The sequence below is a fragment of the Paracoccus aerius genome (assembly GCF_014656455.1).
Classification (GTDB): domain Bacteria; phylum Pseudomonadota; class Alphaproteobacteria; order Rhodobacterales; family Rhodobacteraceae; genus Paracoccus; species Paracoccus aerius.
Genome location: NZ_BNCL01000010.1, coordinates 40,130 through 57,765 on the forward strand (window position 1 = coordinate 40,130; position 17,636 = coordinate 57,765).

The following is a 17,636-nucleotide window of genomic DNA, read 5'->3' on the forward strand; positions in this document are numbered from 1 at the left end:
GACACCATGACCACACATGCGATCTTCAACCGGCCGATGGACGGCCCCGTGCCCCAGGGTCTTGACCAGGCGATCTTCGGCATGGGCTGCTATTGGGGCGTCGAACGGCTGTTCTGGCAGCAGAACGGCGTCTGGCTGACCCAGGTGGGCTTCGCGGGCGGCACAGTCGAGAACCCCAGCTATGACCAGGTCAAGACCGGGACCACCGGCCATGCCGAGGTCGTGCATGTCGTCTTCGACAGTTCCAAGATCAGCTACGACCACCTGCTGCAACTGTTCTGGGAAAACCACGACCCGACCCAGGGCGACCGGCAGGGGGGCGACGTGGGCCACCAATATCGTAGCCTGATCATGACCTTCAACGACAGCCAGCGGGCGGCCGCCGAGGCGTCGAAGATCGACTATGACAACCGCCTGGCCGTGGCGGGCTTTGGCAAGATCACCACGCAGATCGTCGATGCCGGCCGCTTCTGGCCCGCGCACGAGGCGCACCAGCAGTATCTGGAAAAGAACCCCGACGGCTATTGTGGCCTCCAAGGCACGGGGGTAGAGGCAAGCCTGCCCAACCCGGATCCGATCTGATGACCACCTTTTCCGCGCTGACCCATGTCCAAGGCCGTCAGGCCGCCGAAGCCCTGGCCGAGGCTTGCGAGGATCTGGAGCCCGAGCCCGTCGGCACCGGCGTCTTCGAGATCGAGGACGGCTCGGACCGCTGGGAGGTGGGTGCCTATTTCACCGAGGCCCCCGACGACATCGCCCTTGCGCTTCTGGCGGCAGCCTTCGGCGCCAATCCCTTTGCGGTGTCCGAACTGCCCGACGTGGACTGGGTCGCCCATGTGAAGCGCGAACTGACCCCGGTCCGGGCAGGCCGCTTCTTCGTCCACGGCAGCCATGATGCCGACAACGTGCCCGAGGGGGTCGAGGCCCTGTGGATCGAGGCTGCGATGGCCTTTGGCACCGGGCACCACAACACAACCAAGGGCTGCCTCGAGGCGCTTGACCGGCTGGAAACGCAGGGCTTCCAGCCCCGCCGCATTGTGGACATAGGCTGCGGCACCGCCGTTCTGGCCATGGCGGCGGCACGGCTGTGGCCGGTCACGGTCCTGGCCAGCGACATCGACGCCGTGGCAGTGGACACCGCGGCGGCCAATGTGATCGCCAATGGGCTGGACGGCCGGGTGATCTGCATCGAGGCCGCAGGCTTCGGCCACCAGATGCTTGAAGACAACGCCCCCTATGACCTGGTGCTGGCCAATATCCTGAAACAGCCGCTGATCGACCTGGCCCCGCAGATGGCATCGGTGGTCGCCCCGAAGGGCAAGATCATCCTGTCCGGGATCCTTGTCACGCAGGCGGACGAGGTCGTGAAAACCTATGGAATGCACGGCTTTGCGCTGGACCAGAGGGACGATCTGGGCGACTGGTCGGCGCTGACCCTGACGCGCCAGGGCTGATTGCAAAGGGCAGGCTTGAAAAACCGCCCGGAATCGGCTATCTAGGGTTGGCTGATGTTCTTCCTTCGACCTTCTGTCTGCTTTACGGCTTCAGATGTTCTTGCGACGACTGGGCCACGCCATCGCAATCTCGCGGGTGGCATACATGACAGGAGATCTCACGATGGCCAATGGCACCGTGAAATGGTTCAACGCAACCAAAGGCTTCGGCTTCATCCAGCCGGAACATGGCACGAAGGACGTGTTTCTTCACATTTCGGCCGTGGAACGCGCCGGCCTCCGCGAAATCAAGGACGGCCAGGCCGTGACCTTTGACGTGGAACGCGGCCGCGACGGCCGTGAATCGGCGACCAACCTCGCCCTGGCCTAAGCGCCTTCCAAACGACTTGGGGTGGCGGCAATGGTCGCCTCCCCCTTTCCTGATTTCCAGACGCCCTTGGCGCGGGATCGGATGACTTCCCCGAAAGAGACAATTTGATCGAGATTAGCTGGGGCCAGCTCCTGTCCTTTGTCGTTTCGCCCGACGGCGAGACGAAGACCTTCACCACCCTTGAAACCGCAGCCTATTGGCTGGAGCGCAAATGGCCGGTCGACGATGTGCAGCGTCGCCAGGCAGCACGGATGCTGGATGCCGCCGCCCATTGCATCACCCCCGTCGGTTCCGCGCGCAAGGCCTTTTCGGCTGCCGCACGAAGCGCGGGTTTCAAGCCTCTCAACCAGCACTGACCGGACAAGAAGAAACCCCCTCTGCAACCGCATTGGGGGTTCGTTCGTCTTAAAACCGGGATGGCTATGGCTTAGAAGCCGCGCGCAATCCGCTCGATGTCGCCGCGGCACAGACCGATATCGTCCAGCTCGCGATCCGACAGGCGGCTCAGTTCACGACGGGTCACGCGGGTATCATTCCACGCGCTCAGCATCGCGAAAAGGTTTGCAACGACATTGCCAACGCCCCCAACAGCATAGCCGCGGTTCATTTCAATCGTCGACATCTCATCACCTGTTTCAGAAGTGCCCGACCATCGGGCATTTGCTTCATGAACAGGGATATAGTTTGGGCAGTCAAAAAAGAGTAGCTGCGGGCAAGGCAATGCCGCCATGCAGAAATTGCAGATAAAGAATGCGTTAAGGCGGTTTTGGGGGTCGTTTTCCACCCCCGGAATGCCGCATTGCAGCATTCGGCCCTAGCGCCAGTCCCCCAAGGCCGCCTGCCACAGCGCAAGTGCCGCAACGGCAGCCGTATCGGCGCGCAAAATCCGCGGCCCCAGGCTGATCCGACTCACATAGGGCAGCGACGACAGCCGCCCTTGTTCCGCCTCCGAGAAACCGCCCTCGGGACCGATCAGGATTGCCCAGGGGCCGCGCGGCAGGCCCGCCAGCGTTTGGGACGGTCCGGCCATGGCCTCGTCCGCCCAAAGGATGCGGCGGGATGCGTCCCAGCCGTCCAGCAGCCGCGACATTGGCACAAGATCCGCGACCGGGGGCACGAAGGTGCCGCCGCATTGCTCGGCCGCCTCGACGGCATGGGCTTGCAGGCGGTCCTGGCGGATGCGGTCGGAATTGGTATGGTCGGTCTGCACCGGCTGGATCCGCGCCGCGCCCATCTCGGCCGCCTTTTCGACGATGAAGTCGGTGCGCGCCTTCTTGATGGGGGCGAACAGCAGCCACAGGTCGGGCGGATCGCGCTGCGGGGCCACCTGTTCCAGCACGTCCAGCGACCCGCCGCGCTTGCTGGCCGCAACAAGACGCGCCGACCAGGCGCCGTCGCGGCCATTGAAAACCTCGATCAGATCACCAGGAGCAAGGCGCATGACCCCCGACAGGTAATGCGCCTGGTCGCCATCCAGCGGGACGGGTTGTCCCGCGCCCAGGGGGTGATCTATGAACAGCCTGATCCTTGCCATGGGGCCAGACGCTATGCAAAGCCGGACGGAAAGACCAGACGCCGTCGTCGACGCGCCGAAGGGCAATTGGGTGGACAGCGCCGCCCCCGCGGCCTGGCGGCCCTGGCTGCGCCTGTCCCGCGCCGATCGCCCCATCGGCACCTGGCTTCTGCTGCTGCCCTGCTGGTGGGGGATCGGGCTGGCGATGATGGCCGACGCGCCCCGCTGGGTGGACCTGTGGATTGCCGTCGCCTGCACGGTCGGCGCCCTTGTGATGCGTGGCGCGGGCTGCACCTGGAACGACATCACCGACCGCGACATCGACGACAAGGTGGCGCGGACCCGGTCCCGGCCCCTGCCCTCGGGTCAGGTGACGCTGCGGGGCGCCTATCTGTGGCTGATGGCGCAATGCCTGGTGGGACTCGTGATCCTGCTGACGTTGGATCCGGCTGCGATCTGGATGGGCGTGGCCTCGCTGGTGCTTGTGGCGATCTATCCCTTTGCCAAGCGCTTCACCTGGTGGCCGCAGGTCTTCCTGGGCCTGGCCTTCAACTGGGGGGTGATGCTGGCCTATGCAGCGCATATGGGGCGGCTGGACGCGGCGCCGGTGGTGGCCTGGGTTGCGGGCATCGCCTGGACGATCTTCTATGACACGATCTATGCCCATCAGGACGTGGAAGACGACGCCCTGATCGGCGTGAAATCCACCGCCCGCCTGTTCGGCCAAAACAGCCCCCGCATCCTGGCGGGCTTTGCTGTCCTGACGGTGGGGCTGCTGGCGGTGGCGATCTTGCTGGTGGGTCGCGATCAGTTGATGGCCTGGCTGGGGCTGGCGGGTTTTGCGGGGCATCTGGCTTGGCAGCTGAGGAATTTCCAGCCTGATCAGGGCGATGCCTGCCTTCGCCTGTTCCGGTCCAACCGCGACGCCGGGCTGATCCTTGCGCTGTTTCTTGCCTTGGCCGGGCTGGTCTGATTGCGCGACGCCCCCGGCATCGCTACACCGCGCCTTCAGGAAACAGCCCAAGGTCATGCCCGATGGCGTCATCCCGCAGGCGGCTTGCCTCGCCCTTCGCAACGATTCTGGCCCTGTCGCTGGCTGGCGGGGCCTGCTGGTTCGGCGCCGAATCCGCCGCCCGCTATCTCGAGGATCGGTCGCGCCAGGATGTCGAGCAGGCCTTGTCGGACCAGGATTGGGTCCGGGTCACGACCGACGGCCTGCAGGTCCGCCTGACCGGCACTGCGCCCTCGGAACTTGACCGCTTTCGCGCCATGACCCTGGCGGGCGGCGCGGTCGATCCGGCCCGCGTGGTGGATGGCATGACCGTCGCCTCGGCCGAGGAAATGGCCCCGCCCGACTTCAAGATCGAACTGCTGCGCAACGACCAGGGGATCTCGCTGATCGGCCTTGTTCCAGCCTCGACCGACCGGCGGGCAGTGCTGCGCGCGCTGCAGACCGAAACGGCCGCGCCCCAGATCACCGACCTTCTGGAAACGGCGGATTATTCCGTGCCGCAGAACTGGGACGCGGCGCTGCAATACGGGCTTCGCGCGGCGCAGTTGGCGGCGCGGGCAAAGATCTCGGTCCAGCCGGGCAGCGTCACGGTCGCCGCGATCACCGACAGCCCCGAGGAAAAGGGGCGGCTGGAAACCGACCTGCGCCGCGACCTGCCCACGGGCGTGACGCTGGTCACCGACATCTCCGCCCCCCGCCCGGTTATCGCCCCCTTCACGCTGCGCTTCGTCAAGAGCGCCGAAGCCGCCCGGTTCGATGCCTGCGCCGCCGATACCGAGGAAGGCCGGGACCGGATCGTGGCGGCCGCGCAGGCGGCTGGCATGGCCCAGGTGCCTGCCTGCACGCTGGGCCTTGGCGCCCCCTCGCCCGACTGGTCGGTGGCGGCGGTCGCGGCGATCGAGGCCGTGGCGGAACTGGGCCAGGGCTCGGTCACGCTGTCGGATGCCGACGTGGCGCTGATCGCCCCGGCCGCAGTCGAAAGGCCCGTCTTCGATGCCGCCGTCGCGCGGCTGCAACAGGCGCTGCCGCCGGTCTTTTCGCTGCAATCGACGCTGGAACAGCCGGTCGACCAGGCGGCCTCCCAACCGGTTCAGTTCGTGGCGACCCTGTCGGAATCGCAGGGCATGACCATGCGCGGCGCCGTCAGCGACGACCGGATGGGCGAAACGGTGGACAGCCTGGCACGGGCACGCTTTCCGACGGTCCAAGCCGATCTGGCCGGCAATCCCGGCGCTCCGCAAGGCTGGACGGTGCGGGTGATCGGCGCGATCGAGGCGCTTGACCAACTGCAATCGGGCAGTGTCGAAGTCACGCCTGAACTGATCCGGCTGACCGGCACCTCGGGCGACCTAAGCGCACCCGAGGCCGTTGCGGCAAGCCTGACCGACCGGCTGGGACCGGGCGCCCGATACGAACTGGCGATCCGCTATGACCGCAGGCTGGATCCGTCGCTGGACCTGCCCGACGGCGCGGAATGCGTGCGTCAGTTGAACATCGTGATGTCGGAATCCGAGATCGGGTTCGAGCCGTCGAAATCCGCCATCGCGGGCGATCCGGGGCCGACGCTGGAACGGCTGGCCTCGGTCATGGCCGAATGCTCGGATTTCCAGATCGAGGCGGGCGGGCATACCGATTCGCAAGGTTCGCAGGGCTTCAACGCCGATCTGTCGCGCGGCCGGGCGCAGGCCCTTGTGGCGGCCATGGCCGAGGCCGGCATCGACGTGACCAGCATGACCGCGCGCGGATATGGCGAAAGCCAGCCCATCGCCAGCAACGAGACCGAGGAAGGCCGCGAGGAGAACCGCCGGATCGAGTTCCGGCTGCTGTCGGACCACCCGGTCCGCACCGATCCCCTGCCTGCCCCCGTCACCCTGTCGGGCGTTACCGCCCAGCCCCAGCCCGCCGATGCGGCCCAGCCCGCTGCAGCGTCAGCGGGGGACGCCGCCCCGATCGGTCCGGCCCTGCCCGAGGCCTTCGGCCCCCCTGCGCCCGCAGCGGCCGTCGCACGCCCGCAGATGTTCGGTCCCGACATGCCGCGCGCCAGCACCGGCCCCACGGCACCGGCAACCGTCGGCGCCAGCGAGGTGTTCCAGACGCTGGACGAACGCGAGGAAAACATTAGGCTGCCGGTCCAGACTCCCGGCCCGGACACGCCGCGCCCGTCACCCCGACCCGACGATGCCGCCAACCGCGCCGAATGACACCAGCATGAACCGGACCGCATGAACCGCACGGAATTCGTCACCATCACCACGATCATCCTGTTCGGAGTCTTCGTGCTGGGCTGGTTCGCAAGCTGGCTGATCGGCCGCCTGACGCGGCCCAGCCAGGCGGACTTGGCGGACATTCAGGACAAGCTGCGGCAGGTGGAACGGGAACGCGACAAGGCCATCGCCTTGCTGACGGAACGGGAAACTCGTCTGTCCACGACCCAGGCGGAACTGGACAGCGCCATCGAAGGCTTGCGCGAAAGCCGGACCGAGATCGAGGAGCTGCGCGACTATATCGAACGCAGGCTGTCGCGCCGATAGGGTCCGCGCCTGCACCCACCATCAACGCAGGTGTGGTGGTGCAGGCGCGCGCCATCCGTCACGCCACCTCGGCAAAGACCTTCTGCAGCGCCTTTTCCAGCTTCTCGAAGATCTCGTCCATCTGATCCTCGGTCAGGATGAAGGGCGGGCACAGCACGATGGACTGGCCCAGCGGGCGGCAGATCAGGCCCAGGTCGGTGCAGGCATTGGCGATGCGTTCGCTGACCGACAGGCTGCCGTCGAAGGGGGTCTTGGTGGCCTTGTCCTTGACCGCTTCCAGCGCCCACATGAAGCCCACGCCGCGCAGTTCCCCGATATGGTCGCTGCGCTCCATGATCGCGCGCAGCCCGGATTCCAGCCGCGGGGCGAGGCGACGCACGTTTTCCGCCAGCCCTTCGTTCATCACCACGTCGATGGCCTTCAGCGCGATGGCGCAGCCGACCGGATGCCCGGATGCGGTGAAACCATGCGGAAACTCCTCGATCTTCTCGACGGCGGCCTGCACCCGGTCGGACAGTTCCGGCCCCAGGATCACCGCGCCCATCGGGAACAGCCCGGCGGTCAGGTTCTTTGACGAAATGATCGCGTCGGGCGTGAAGCCATAGGTCTGGCAGCCCCAGGTGTTGCCGGTGCGGCCAAAGCCCGTGATGACCTCGTCCGAGATCATCGGGATGTCGTATTTCCGCAAGATCGGCAGCACCGCCTGGAAATAGCCCTGCGACGGCGGGATCACGCCCCCAGCCCCCTGCACGGGTTCGGCAAAGAAACCCGCAATGGTGTCGGCGCCCTCGCGCTGGATCGTATCCTCAAGCTCCTGCGCCAAGCGCGCGGTGAACTGCTCTTCGGTCTCGCCCGCCTCGCCGTATCGCCAGAAATGCGGGCAGGTCAGGTGGATGAAGCCCGGCAGCGGCAGGCCGAAGACCTCGTTATAGGGCTTGCCGGTCATGGATGCAGAAACGGCCGTCACGCCGTGATAGGCGTTCCAGCGGGTCAGGATCTTGCGGCGCTGCGGGTTGCCCTCACTGGCGTGCAGGAACCACAGCATCTTGACCATGGTGTCGTTCGCTTCCGACCCCGAGTTGGTGTAGAACACCTTGCCCCGTTCGAAGGGCGACACTTCGACCAGCTTTTCGGACAGCATCACGGTCTGGTCGGACAGCCGCCCGAAGAAGGCGTGATAGCCGGGAAAGCGGTCGTATTGCGCCTTCGCAGCCTCGGCCAGGCCCTTGTGGTCAAAGCCCGCGACCATGTTCCACAGGCCCGAATTGGCGTCCAGATAGCGCCGGCCGTTCACGTCGACGACATAAGGTCCCTCGCCGTGGGTCAGCACCACCGCGCCGCGATCGGCGACGCTGGGCAGGTCCGTGAAGCCGTAAAGCGAGTATTCGTCGGCGCGGGCTTCCCAGCTTTGCGGTTTGTTCATCATGGCCTCCATCGGTTTGCCAGCAGGCTAGCCGGGCGGCTGGGGGCGTTCAAGGACGGCGCAGGCCGATCTGATCCAGTTCCGCCTCGATCCCCGCCAGCGGGTCGCCCCGCCGCTGGGCCACCAGGGCGTCGAAGCGTTCGCGCAGCGCGGCTTTCTCGGCGCCCTTGCAATCGTTCCAGGGGCGGCCCTGCAAGGCCATCGCCAGGACGTAGTAGCCGATGAAATGCGGCCGCTCGCCCGCCGCCAGCAGGGCGCGATAAGCGTCATGCGCACCGATCCGGCGCAGGGTGGCGGCGTCGGGAATGCCAGCCGCGATCAATGCCTTGGCGGTGGCAGGGCCGATATTGGTGATCGCCGTCAGGTCGCTGTCCATGGCCTGCTTTTCATTTCGCCGCCTTTGCTGTATCAGCACGCGATCCCCAAGGACAGCACGGCATGACCGATCAAGCCAATCCCCCGGCAGTGAAAAAACTGTTCATCAAGACCTATGGCTGCCAGATGAACGTCTATGACAGCCAGCGCATGGCCGAGGCCATGGGCGCCGAAGGCTATGTCCTGACCGAGGATCAGGCGGACGCCGATATGGTCCTGCTGAACACCTGCCATATCCGCGAAAAGGCGGCCGAGAAGCTGTATTCCGACCTGGGCCGCCTGAAGCCGCTGAAGGCGGAAAAGCCCGACCTCAAGATCGGCGTGGCAGGCTGCGTGGCACAGGCCGAGGGCGAGGAGATCGTGCGCCGGATGCCCTTGGTCGATCTGGTCGTCGGCCCGCAGACCTATCACCGCCTGCCCGCCATGCTGCGCGGCGAGGCGCCGGCGATCAACACCGACTTCCCCGAGGAAGACAAGTTCGACCACCTGCCCCAACGCCGCGCCACCCGCCGCGCGCCCGCGGCCTTCCTGACCGTGCAGGAAGGCTGCGACAAGTTCTGCGCCTTCTGCGTCGTCCCCTATACGCGCGGGGCCGAGGTCAGCCGCCCCGTGGACCGCATCCTGCGCGAGGCGCGCGACCTGGTGGACCGGGGCGTGCGGGAAATCACGCTGCTGGGCCAGAACGTCAACGGCTGGCACGGCGCGGGATCGGACGGCGAATGGGGCTTCGGCCGCCTGATCCGGGCCCTTGGGGATATCGAGGGGCTGGACCGCATCCGCTACACGACCAGCCACCCCAACGACATGGGCGACGACCTGATCGCGGCGCATCGCGACATTCCGCAACTGATGCCCTATCTGCACCTGCCCGTGCAATCGGGCAGCGACCGCATCCTGAAGGCCATGAACCGCAAGCATACGGCGGCGCAATACCTGCGCCTGATCGACCGCATCCGCGAGGCGCGCCCCGACATCATGCTGACCAGCGACTTCATCGTGGGCTTTCCGGGCGAGACGGACGGGGACCACCAGGACACCCTGCGCCTTGTGGCGGAAGTCAATTTCGGCACCGCCTTCAGCTTCAAGTATTCCCCCCGCCCCGGAACCCCCGCCTATGACCGCCCCGAGGTCGAGGGCGCGGTGGCCGACGAGCGGCTGCAGGAATTGCAGGCGCTGCTGACGAAACAGCAGAAGGCCGCGCAGGAAGGCATGGTCGGGCGCACCCTGGGCGTGCTGTTCGAGAAGCCGGGCCGCAAGGACGGCCAGATGATCGGCAAGTCCGACTACCTGCACTCGGTCTTCGTCGACGCGCCCCAGGCCCAGGTCGGCGACCTGGTGCGGGTGCGCATTGTCGGAAGCGCGGCGAACTCGCTGCATGGCGAACTGGCGGGCTGAGGTCGAAAAACGCCATCCAACCGGAACCGCCCGGCAGACCGGCGGTTGTCCCTGACCCAAGCGGCAGGAGATCAGGATGGACGACGACCGGGTCTGGAGCTTCGAGGAAAGCCTTTGGCGTGCCTCGGACGAACGCTATCACGAACGGGTCGATCCCGAATGCATCATGGCGCTGAGCCATTCCCCGCACCTGTGCCGGGGCGAGGATGCCGTCAACGCCGTAAGCGGCACCCCGGAATGGGATCAGGTCAGCTTCCATGACCAGAGCATCTCGCGCCCCGAGGAGGGGATGATCGTCATCGGCTACAAGGTCCGAGCGGAAAAGGGCGAAACCCAGTTCGCGGCCGCCTGCACCTCGGTCTATCGGCGCAGGGGGCATGATGACTGGACCGTGGTCCAGCACGCCCAGGTGGCGCTTGGCGGCAAGGACTGACCCTTTCGCCAAAGGACGGCCGACCCCCGGGAACGCGCGAACATGAAGGGGGCCGGCCTCTTTCGCATCGGTGGATGGATGCGAAAGCGCGTGGCGCCAAGGCATCACCCGTCGTGATGCCTGACGAAGATTGAAGGACCGGCCCCCAGGAACGCGCGAACAGGACAGGGGCCGGTCCCTTTCGCCTGCGGTGGTGCACACAGGCGAAAGCCGGAGATCCGGGCGGGGTTATTCCCCGCCGCCCAGACCGTGAACATAGGCGGCGACGGCGCGGATCTCGGCCTCGGACAGGCGCGTGTTCCAGGCGGGCATCACCCCGAAGGGGCCTTCGGCGACGATGCGGGTCAGCGTCGCCTGGTCGTTGCCATACAGCCAGACCGCGTCGGCCAGGTTGGGCGCGCCCTGCATCCGGTCGCCGCTGCCGTCGTCCATGTGACAGGCCGAGCAGTTGTCGGAATAGACCTGCTGGCCCTCGGCTGCCTTGGCGGCATTGTGGGGCAGGTCGGACAGGGACAGGACATAGTTCACAACCTGGTCGATCTGGCCCCGGTCCAGAATCCCGTCCGTGCCGAAGGCGGGCATCTGGGAATAGCGGGTGTCGCCGTCATGCGGGTCACGGATGCCGTGCTGCAGGGTCAGGTGGATATCCTCGAGCGTGCCGCCCCATAGCCAGTCGTTGTCCAGAAGGTTCGGATAGCCCTTTGCCCCGCCCGCCCCCGATCCGTGGCACTGCGCGCACCAGGTGCGGAACACCGCGCCGCCGGCATTGGTGGCATAGTTCACCAGTTCCGGATCATTGGGGATCTCGGCCAGGTCCACCTCGGCCAGACGGGCCTGGATGGCGGCATTGGCCTGGTCGAAGCGTTCGATCTCGGCCGCGACCTCCTGCCGGTAATCCGTGCCCAGCAGGCCCTGCGTGGCCTGGCTGACCAGCGGGATCGCGGGATAGGCGATCACATAGCCCAGGGCCCAGACGATCGTGGCATAGAAGGTCCAAAGCCACCAGCGGGGCATGGGATTGTCATACTCGGTGATCCCGTCCCATTCATGGCCGGTGGAACCCACCTCTTGCACCAGTCCCTTGCGGCCGGGCTTGCGCAGCTTCGGGGCCACCGGCTTGTCCGCGCGGGGACGTTCGGGGATGTCGCCCGTGATCTTGGCCGCGTGCTCGCTGTCGGCCGCGTGGCGCTGGACCGAGATCCGGTTGTCGGGATTGGCAGGATCCTGATGCGGGCCTACCGGCTTGTCCTTGTCGTCGGCCATCACCGGCCCTCCTTGTCGTCCGCGTCGGCGGGACGGTTCTCGTTCCTGAAGATGCTTTCGGCGGCGTCGCGATGGGCCTTGCGCGATCCCGGGCGGAAGACGAACAGGATCACGCCCAGGAAGAACAGCACCAGGACCAGCAGCGCCCAGCTATCCGCCAGGCCGCGCAGGAAGCTGTATGTTTCCATGACCGCCCCCTTACCGCGCCGGATCGGGCTGGAAGGTCGAGAAGTCGACCATCGTTCCCAGCACTTGCAGATAGGCAACCAGGGCATCCATTTCCGTCAGTTGCGGCTGGCGATCGAAGTTGCGTTGCTGCGCGCCCGGATAGCGTTCCTGAAGGCCTTCGGCATCGGCATTGGGATCCGCCTGCGCCCGGAAATCCTGGACCGAGGCCGCGATCATCTCCTCGGAATAGGGCACCCCCACCATGGCGTCGGTCTCAACGCGGTCCTGGACATGGTCCGGTTCGATGACCCGGTCCATCAGGAAGCCGTATTTGGGCATGATGGATTCCGGCACGACCGATTGCGGGTCGCGCAGGTGGTCCAGGTGCCATTCATCCGAATAGCGCCCGCCCACACGGGCCAGATCCGGCCCGGTGCGCTTTGACCCCCACTGGAAGGGGTGGTCGTACATCGATTCCGCGGCAAGGCTGTAATGGCCGTAACGCTCGACCTCGTCGCGCATCGGGCGGATCATCTGGCTGTGGCAGACATAGCAGCCCTCGCGGACATAGATGTCGCGGCCGGCCAGTTCCAGCGGGGTGTAGGGGCGGACCCCTTCCACCTTCTCGATGGTGTTTTCTAGGTAAAACAACGGGGTGATCTGCACGAGGCCGCCGATGGTCACGACCAGGAAGGAAAAGATCAGCAGAAGCGTCGCGTTCTTTTCGAGGATCTTGTGTTTCTGAAGGATTTGCATGGCTCGCGTTCCCTTATTCGGCCGGCACGCCGATGGCGGTCGAATGCGCCTTGGGCTGGCGGGCCACGGTGGCCCAGAGGTTGTAGGCCATGATGATCCCGCCGGTCAGATACAGGACACCGCCCAGGGCACGGACCACGTTCATCGCGAACTTGGCCTGTACGGTGTCGGCGAAGGCGTTGACCAGGAAGCCCTGGCTGTCGACCTCGCGCCACATCAGGCCTTCCATGATGCCCGACACCCACATGGACGCGGCGTAGAGGACCAGGCCGATGGTGGCCAACCAGAAGTGCCAGGAGACCAGCGACAGCGAATACAGGCGTTCACGTCCCCACAGGCGCGGCGTCAGGTAATACAGCGCGCCGAAGGTGATCATGCCGTTCCAGCCAAGCGCGCCGGAATGGACGTGGCCGATGGTCCAGTCGGTGTAATGCGACAGGCTGTTCACGGCCTTGATCGACATCATCGGCCCTTCAAAGGTCGCCATGCCATAGAAGCCGACGGCCACCACCATCATGCGCAGGATCGGGTCAGTACGGAGCTTGTCCCAGGCCCCCGACAGGGTCATCAGCCCGTTGATCATCCCGCCCCAGGACGGCATCCACAGCATGATGGAAAACACCATCCCCAGCGTCGAGGCCCAGTCGGGCAGTGCGGTATAGTGCAGGTGGTGCGGACCGGCCCAGATGTACAGGAAGATCAGCGCCCAGAAGTGGATGATCGACAGTTTATAGGAATAGACGGGACGCTCGGCCTGCTTCGGGATGAAATAGTACATCATCCCAAGGAAGCCCGCGGTCAGGAAGAAGCCCACGGCGTTGTGGCCGTACCACCACTGCACCATCGCGTCCTGCACGCCCGAAAACACCTGGACCGACTTTGATCCGAAGATGCTGACCGGCACCGACAGGTTGTTGACGATGTGCAGCATCGCGATGGTCACGATGAAGGCCAGGTAGAACCAGTTGGCGACGTAGATATGGGGTTCCTTGCGCTTGATCACGGTGCCCAGGAACACGGCCAGATAGGCCACCCAGACCACCGTCAGCCACCAGTCCACATACCATTCCGGCTCGGCATATTCCTTGGACTGGGTGGCCCCGGCGATATAGCCGGTCGCGGCCAGCACGATGAACAGGTTGTATCCCCAGAACACGAACCATGCCAGGTTCCCGCCCCACAGCCGCGCGGCCGAGGTGCGCTGCACCACATAAAAGGACGTGGCGATCAGCGCGTTGCCGCCAAAGGCGAAGATGACCGCGCTTGTATGCAGCGGGCGCAGCTTGCCGAAGTTGGTGTAGCCCTGGGTCAGATCCGACAGGTTCAGCGCCGGAAAGGCCAGTTGGAAGGCGATGACCACGCCCACCAGGAAGCCCACCACGCCCCAGAAGGTCGTGGCGATGACCCCCCAGCGGACAACATCGTCCATATACTGCCTTTTGTCGATGACCGGCGCGGGTTCGTCGATCTGGCGCAGGGCCCAGACGAACATCCCGCCCGCCACCAGCATGACGACGATCGCATTGACCATATAGGCCGGGTCGCGCGCCATGTTGGCGCCGATCGCGGCCAACAAGGCGACCGCTCCCAGCAAGATCAGCTTCACATAATTCCACATGGTTTTTACCCGCGCCCTTTGGTCGGACATGGCGGGCGGCACGATTCGCCGGCCGGATGTCCTGTCTTGGCTTGTGGAATTAGGCGGACCGGTCCCCGCCAACCTTGATCTGCATCAAGTTCGGCGGTTTGATTCCGATCAAGGCCATCGGGCGGCAAAGCCGCCATCCTGTCACAACAATCAGAGGAGACCGCCATGGGTTACAAAAGCATCCTGACCGTCCTGTCGGACGCCCGCCAGCTGCCGCAGCTTGACGCCGCGGCGGCCCTGGCCGCGCGCGAGGACGGGCACCTGTCGGTTCTGAGCCTTGGGCTGGATCACACGCAGGTCGGCTATTACTTTCCGAACGGAATGCCCTATGCCTTCCAGGACGCCATCGACATGGCGGTGGACCAGGCAGGATCGCTGGACCAGCAGGTCCGGCAGCATCTGGCCCGCTACAGCGACCTGCGGTGGTCGTCCGAGGCGGCGGTGGCCCAGATTGGCGGCATCGCCAACCTGGTCGGGATGCGCGCGCGGTTTTCCGACCTGACTGTCCTGTCCCGCCCCTATGGCGAGGACGCCCCCGGCGAGGCAGAGGCCGTCGTCGAGGCCGCCCTGTTCGAGGGGTGCTGCCCGGTCCTTGTCCTGCCCGGCACCAAACTGCCCTCCGACCCGCCGGGCAAGGTCGTGATCGCCTGGAACCAGTCCATCGAAGCCCTGGCTGCGGTCCGCCGCGCGCTGCCGCTGCTGCAATCCGCCGGTTCAGTCGAAATCACCGTGATCGACCCGCGCGCCGGCGCGGACGGATCGGAACCCGGCGCGCCGCTCGCGCAGATGCTGAACCGCCACGGCGTCCATGCCGACATCGCCGTCCTAGCCCGCACCGCCGGCACCGTCAGCGAAGAGATCAACCGCCGCGCGACCGAGATCGGCGCGGATCTTGTGGTGATGGGCGCCTACGGCCATTCCCGCTTCCGCCAGGCGATCCTGGGCGGGGCCACGCGCAACATGCTGGAAAAGGCGAAGGTGCCCGTGCTGATGGCGCGCTGATGGCGCGCTGATGGCCCGCGTGGCTGGTTCAGGCTGTCAGCCGCGTTCCGTCATGGCCAGCGATGCGCAGGTCCATCAGCGCGCCTTCCGGCTGGTCGCTGGCGAAGGCCACCTCGGTGAACTGCTCGGTCCGGCCCAGGCGCGGCCCTTCGGTCAGGACGCGGTGGGTGCGGCCAAGCTGCGCGTCGAGGTGACGGCGCAGCGCGGCCTCGCCCGCTTCGCGCAACCGCGCGGCGCGGTCGCGGATCACGGGGCCTTGCACGGCAGGCATCCGCGCGGCGGGCGTGCCCTTGCGCGGCGAGAAGGGAAAGACATGAAGGAAGGTCAGCCCGCAATCGTCCACCAGCTTCACGCTGTTCTGAAACATGGAATCCGTTTCCGTGGGAAAACCCGCGATGATGTCTGCGCCGAAGACGATGTCGGGGCGCAGCCGGCGCGCTTCTTCGCAAAAGCGGATCGCGTCGTCGCGCCCGTGGCGGCGCTTCATCCGCTTCAGGATCATGTCGTCGCCCGCCTGCAATGACAGGTGCAGATGCGGCATCAGGCGCGCTTCGGTGGCGATGGCCAGCATCAGGTTATCGTCCGCCTCGATCGAATCGATGCTGCTGATGCGCAGGCGCGGCAGATCCGGGACCAGCCGCAGGATGCGCATCACCAGATCGCCCAGACGCGGCGTGCCGGGCAGGTCGGCGCCCCAGCTTGTCAGGTCCACGCCGGTCAGCACGACCTCGTTGAAGCCGCGCCCGACCAGGCGCTTGATCTGCTCCACCACCACGCCCGCAGGGACCGACCGCGAATTGCCGCGCCCGTAAGGGATGATGCAGAAGGTGCAGCGATGGTCGCAGCCGTTCTGGACCTGGACATAGGCGCGGTGGCGGCCAAAGCCGTCGATCAGGTGGCCCGCCGTTTCCTTGACCGACATGATGTCGTCGACGCGGATCTTTTCGGTCTCGCCGATCAGGTCGGGCGCGCGCAGGCTGACCCATGTCTGCGGCTGCATCTTCTCGTGGTTGCCGATCACGCGCGTGACCTCGGGCATGGCCGCGAAGGTCTCGGGTTCGGTCTGGGCGGCGCAACCGGTCACGATCACCGGGGCGCCGGGGTTTTCGCGCGACAGGCGGCGGATTTCCTGGCGGGCCTTGCGCACGGCCTCGGCGGTGACGGCGCATGTATTGACGACCACGGCGCCCGACAGGCCCGCGGCCTCGGCCATTTCCTTCATCGCCTCGGTCTCATAGGCGTTCAGGCGGCAGCCCAGCGTGGAAAAGACGGGTGCGGTCATGATGCAAGCCAATCTGGCGTCAGCACGCCGGAAAAGACATGGGCCGTCGGCCCCTCCATCCAGACGCCGTCGTCGCGCCAGTCGATCATCAGCATCCCTCCAGGCACATTGACCTTGACCCGCCGCCCAGTCAGCCCGCGCCGGGCCGCGGCCACGGCGGCCGCGCAGGAACAGGATCCGGAGGCCAGCGTCGGCCCCGTCCCGCGTTCCCAGATGCGCAGGATGATCTCATCCGGCGACAGGACCTGCACGACCTCGACATTGGTGCGCTGCGGATAAAGCGGATGATGTTCCATCTGCGGGCCGAAGCTGGCCAGATCGACGGATGCCGCGTCATCGACAAAAAAGGTCACATGCGGGTTGCCCATGCCGGTCGCCGCCGGATCGCCCTCGATGGGCAGGTGGTCGGTGTCCACGTCCTGGGCCAGCGGGATCGCGTGCCAGTCCAGCACCGGCGGCCCCATGTTGACGCGCGTCAGCCCCGCGCCCGCATCCTCGGCCAGCAGCACGCCGTGGTCGGTGCGCAGGCTGAGGCGGTCGCGCCCGGACTGGTCCATCACGTAACGCGCGATGCAGCGCGTCGCGTTGCCGCAGGCGGCGCTGACGGACCCGTCCGCATTCCAGAACCGCAGCCGGACATCGCTGTCCTCGCCGGGCTGGATCACCGCCAACTGGTCGAACCCCACCCCCCTGTTGCGGTCGGCGATGCGCGCGATCGCGCCCGCCGCAGGCGGCGTGCCGCCCCCGCGCAGGTCGAGGACGACGAAATCATTGCCAAGCCCATGCATCTTCATGAAGGGCAGGCCGGGGGCGGATGGGCTGTTCATGGGGGCCATATAGTCCCTGCGTTAATTTTCCGCCAGTGGCCACGACTTTTCCGCTTGACGCCCCCGGCAGCCCCCCCTAGTAAGCCCCCCATGTTGGGCCCATAGCTCAGTTGGTAGAGCAACTGACTTTTAATCAGTGGGTCACAGGTTCGAATCCTGTTGGGCTCACCATCATGAAATCAAG

20 protein-coding genes and 1 tRNA gene are annotated in these 17,636 nt (G+C 66.1%); 11 read left to right on the plus strand and 10 right to left on the minus strand.

Features of this window, described 5'->3' with window-relative positions:
- Nucleotides 1–6 precede the first annotated feature (6 nt).
- The 4 genes from msrA to IE224_RS12565 all read left to right on the plus strand — a co-directional run bounded on the left by msrA (nt 7) and on the right by IE224_RS12565 (nt 2,180).
- Nucleotides 7–582: a peptide-methionine (S)-S-oxide reductase MsrA gene (gene msrA / locus IE224_RS12550; RefSeq protein WP_191310831.1), complete on the plus strand. Its 576-nt coding sequence runs from the start codon at nt 7–9 to the stop codon at nt 580–582.
- Nucleotides 582–1,454: a 50S ribosomal protein L11 methyltransferase gene (locus IE224_RS12555; protein ID WP_167621036.1), complete on the plus strand. Its 873-nt coding sequence runs from the start codon at nt 582–584 to the stop codon at nt 1,452–1,454. Before msrA ends, IE224_RS12555 begins: the two co-directional genes overlap by 1 nt.
- 163 nt (nt 1,455–1,617) lie before the next feature.
- A complete protein-coding gene (locus IE224_RS12560) occupies nt 1,618–1,824 on the plus strand; it encodes a cold-shock protein (RefSeq protein WP_103172357.1) in 207 nt (68 codons plus the stop codon).
- A 104-nt stretch (nt 1,825–1,928) separates the two neighbouring features.
- Nucleotides 1,929–2,180 carry a DUF982 domain-containing protein gene (locus IE224_RS12565; RefSeq protein WP_191310832.1) on the plus strand — a complete coding sequence of 84 codons (252 nt, stop codon included), beginning with the start codon at nt 1,929–1,931 and terminating at the stop codon, nt 2,178–2,180.
- A gap of 71 nt (nt 2,181–2,251) precedes the next feature.
- On the opposite strand, the gene IE224_RS12570 is transcribed toward IE224_RS12565, so the two are convergent.
- Together IE224_RS12570 and IE224_RS12575 are read right to left on the minus strand one after the other, a co-directional pair.
- The gene (locus tag IE224_RS12570) at nt 2,252–2,446 is read right to left on the minus strand and encodes a DUF1127 domain-containing protein (RefSeq protein ID WP_191310969.1); all 195 of its coding nucleotides are present in this window, start codon (nt 2,444–2,446) and stop codon (nt 2,252–2,254) included.
- Nucleotides 2,447–2,638: 192 nt separating this feature from the next.
- The gene (locus IE224_RS12575) at nt 2,639–3,358 is read right to left on the minus strand and encodes a 16S rRNA (uracil(1498)-N(3))-methyltransferase (protein WP_191310834.1); all 720 of its coding nucleotides are present in this window, start codon (nt 3,356–3,358) and stop codon (nt 2,639–2,641) included.
- A gap of 13 nt (nt 3,359–3,371) precedes the next feature.
- On the opposite strand from IE224_RS12575, the gene ubiA reads away from it, so the two are divergent.
- The 3 genes from ubiA to IE224_RS12590 all read left to right on the plus strand — a co-directional run bounded on the left by ubiA (nt 3,372) and on the right by IE224_RS12590 (nt 6,880).
- Nucleotides 3,372–4,310, plus strand: a complete 939-nt coding sequence (ubiA, locus tag IE224_RS12580) for a 4-hydroxybenzoate octaprenyltransferase (RefSeq protein WP_191310971.1) — start codon at nt 3,372–3,374, stop codon at nt 4,308–4,310.
- Nucleotides 4,311–4,372: 62 nt separating this feature from the next.
- Entirely contained in the window at nt 4,373–6,550 is a 2,178-nt protein-coding gene (locus tag IE224_RS12585; RefSeq protein WP_191310836.1) for an OmpA family protein, read from the plus strand.
- Between the two features lie 21 nt (nt 6,551–6,571).
- Nucleotides 6,572–6,880 (plus strand): hypothetical protein, encoded by a 309-nt coding sequence (locus IE224_RS12590; protein ID WP_167621033.1) that lies wholly within the window; start codon nt 6,572–6,574, stop codon nt 6,878–6,880.
- A 58-nt stretch (nt 6,881–6,938) separates the two neighbouring features.
- Here the strand turns inward: IE224_RS12590 and IE224_RS12595 are convergent, their stop codons facing one another.
- Nucleotides 6,939–8,303, minus strand: a complete 1,365-nt coding sequence (locus IE224_RS12595; protein ID WP_191310973.1) for an aminotransferase — start codon at nt 8,301–8,303, stop codon at nt 6,939–6,941.
- Nucleotides 8,304–8,352: 49 nt separating this feature from the next.
- The gene (locus IE224_RS12600; RefSeq protein WP_191310838.1) at nt 8,353–8,679 is read right to left on the minus strand and encodes a TfoX/Sxy family protein; all 327 of its coding nucleotides are present in this window, start codon (nt 8,677–8,679) and stop codon (nt 8,353–8,355) included.
- Nucleotides 8,680–8,741: 62 nt separating this feature from the next.
- Here IE224_RS12600 and miaB point away from each other — a divergent pair, with 62 nt between their 5' ends.
- Complete coding sequence (gene miaB, locus IE224_RS12605) at nt 8,742–10,073, plus strand: tRNA (N6-isopentenyl adenosine(37)-C2)-methylthiotransferase MiaB (protein WP_191310840.1); 1,332 nt, start codon at nt 8,742–8,744, stop codon at nt 10,071–10,073.
- A 76-nt stretch (nt 10,074–10,149) separates the two neighbouring features.
- On the plus strand, nt 10,150–10,506 hold the full coding sequence (locus IE224_RS12610; RefSeq protein ID WP_167621030.1) for a DUF4440 domain-containing protein: 357 nt from the start codon (nt 10,150–10,152) through the stop codon (nt 10,504–10,506).
- A 228-nt stretch (nt 10,507–10,734) separates the two neighbouring features.
- Here IE224_RS12610 and ccoP read toward each other — a convergent pair whose 3' ends face one another.
- Genes ccoP through ccoN form a run of 4 tightly spaced genes read right to left on the minus strand, consistent with a single transcriptional unit; the run spans nt 10,735 to nt 14,311 of the window.
- Nucleotides 10,735–11,769, minus strand: coding sequence for a cytochrome-c oxidase, cbb3-type subunit III (gene ccoP / locus IE224_RS12615; protein WP_191310841.1), 1,035 nt, complete (start codon nt 11,767–11,769; stop codon nt 10,735–10,737).
- On the minus strand, nt 11,769–11,957 hold the full coding sequence (locus IE224_RS12620) for a cbb3-type cytochrome c oxidase subunit 3 (RefSeq protein WP_167621028.1): 189 nt from the start codon (nt 11,955–11,957) through the stop codon (nt 11,769–11,771). Before IE224_RS12620 ends, ccoP begins: the two co-directional genes overlap by 1 nt.
- 10 nt (nt 11,958–11,967) lie before the next feature.
- A complete protein-coding gene (ccoO, locus tag IE224_RS12625) occupies nt 11,968–12,693 on the minus strand; it encodes a cytochrome-c oxidase, cbb3-type subunit II (RefSeq protein WP_167621027.1) in 726 nt (241 codons plus the stop codon).
- Between the two features lie 13 nt (nt 12,694–12,706).
- Entirely contained in the window at nt 12,707–14,311 is a 1,605-nt protein-coding gene (gene ccoN / locus IE224_RS12630; protein ID WP_167621026.1) for a cytochrome-c oxidase, cbb3-type subunit I, read from the minus strand.
- A 195-nt stretch (nt 14,312–14,506) separates the two neighbouring features.
- Between ccoN and IE224_RS12635 the strand changes: the two genes are divergently transcribed.
- Nucleotides 14,507–15,343: a universal stress protein gene (locus IE224_RS12635; RefSeq protein ID WP_191310843.1), complete on the plus strand. Its 837-nt coding sequence runs from the start codon at nt 14,507–14,509 to the stop codon at nt 15,341–15,343.
- A gap of 28 nt (nt 15,344–15,371) precedes the next feature.
- Here IE224_RS12635 and mtaB read toward each other — a convergent pair whose 3' ends face one another.
- Together mtaB and dapF are read right to left on the minus strand one after the other, a co-directional pair.
- Nucleotides 15,372–16,625, minus strand: coding sequence for a tRNA (N(6)-L-threonylcarbamoyladenosine(37)-C(2))-methylthiotransferase MtaB (gene mtaB, locus IE224_RS12640; RefSeq protein ID WP_191310845.1), 1,254 nt, complete (start codon nt 16,623–16,625; stop codon nt 15,372–15,374).
- Nucleotides 16,622–17,461, minus strand: coding sequence for a diaminopimelate epimerase (dapF, locus tag IE224_RS12645; RefSeq protein ID WP_373305556.1), 840 nt, complete (start codon nt 17,459–17,461; stop codon nt 16,622–16,624). The genes mtaB and dapF overlap by 4 nt, the downstream gene beginning before the upstream one ends.
- Before the next feature lie 86 nt (nt 17,462–17,547).
- Between dapF and IE224_RS12650 the strand changes: the two genes are divergently transcribed.
- Nucleotides 17,548–17,623 (plus strand) — tRNA-Lys (locus IE224_RS12650).
- Nucleotides 17,624–17,636 lie beyond the last annotated feature (13 nt).

Bases quoted from the DNA above. Each gene is read 5' to 3' on its own strand.
- msrA (WP_191310831.1), top strand. From the start codon at position 7: ATGACCACACATGCGATCTTCAACCGGCCGATGGACGGCCCCGTGCCC.
- IE224_RS12555 (WP_167621036.1), top strand. From the start codon at position 582: ATGACCACCTTTTCCGCGCTGACCCATGTCCAAGGCCGTCAGGCCGCC.
- IE224_RS12560 (WP_103172357.1), top strand. From the start codon at position 1,618: ATGGCCAATGGCACCGTGAAATGGTTCAACGCAACCAAAGGCTTCGGC.
- IE224_RS12570 (WP_191310969.1), bottom strand. From the start codon at position 2,446: ATGTCGACGATTGAAATGAACCGCGGCTATGCTGTTGGGGGCGTTGGC.
- IE224_RS12575 (WP_191310834.1), bottom strand. From the start codon at position 3,358: ATGGCAAGGATCAGGCTGTTCATAGATCACCCCCTGGGCGCGGGACAA.
- ubiA (WP_191310971.1), top strand. From the start codon at position 3,372: ATGCAAAGCCGGACGGAAAGACCAGACGCCGTCGTCGACGCGCCGAAG.
- IE224_RS12585 (WP_191310836.1), top strand. From the start codon at position 4,373: ATGGCGTCATCCCGCAGGCGGCTTGCCTCGCCCTTCGCAACGATTCTG.
- IE224_RS12590 (WP_167621033.1), top strand. From the start codon at position 6,572: ATGAACCGCACGGAATTCGTCACCATCACCACGATCATCCTGTTCGGA.
- IE224_RS12595 (WP_191310973.1), bottom strand. From the start codon at position 8,303: ATGAACAAACCGCAAAGCTGGGAAGCCCGCGCCGACGAATACTCGCTT.
- IE224_RS12600 (WP_191310838.1), bottom strand. From the start codon at position 8,679: ATGGACAGCGACCTGACGGCGATCACCAATATCGGCCCTGCCACCGCC.
- miaB (WP_191310840.1), top strand. From the start codon at position 8,742: ATGACCGATCAAGCCAATCCCCCGGCAGTGAAAAAACTGTTCATCAAG.
- IE224_RS12610 (WP_167621030.1), top strand. From the start codon at position 10,150: ATGGACGACGACCGGGTCTGGAGCTTCGAGGAAAGCCTTTGGCGTGCC.
- ccoP (WP_191310841.1), bottom strand. From the start codon at position 11,769: ATGGCCGACGACAAGGACAAGCCGGTAGGCCCGCATCAGGATCCTGCC.
- IE224_RS12620 (WP_167621028.1), bottom strand. From the start codon at position 11,957: ATGGAAACATACAGCTTCCTGCGCGGCCTGGCGGATAGCTGGGCGCTG.
- ccoO (WP_167621027.1), bottom strand. From the start codon at position 12,693: ATGCAAATCCTTCAGAAACACAAGATCCTCGAAAAGAACGCGACGCTT.
- ccoN (WP_167621026.1), bottom strand. From the start codon at position 14,311: ATGTGGAATTATGTGAAGCTGATCTTGCTGGGAGCGGTCGCCTTGTTG.
- IE224_RS12635 (WP_191310843.1), top strand. From the start codon at position 14,507: ATGGGTTACAAAAGCATCCTGACCGTCCTGTCGGACGCCCGCCAGCTG.
- mtaB (WP_191310845.1), bottom strand. From the start codon at position 16,625: ATGACCGCACCCGTCTTTTCCACGCTGGGCTGCCGCCTGAACGCCTAT.
- dapF (WP_373305556.1), bottom strand. From the start codon at position 17,461: ATGGCCCCCATGAACAGCCCATCCGCCCCCGGCCTGCCCTTCATGAAG.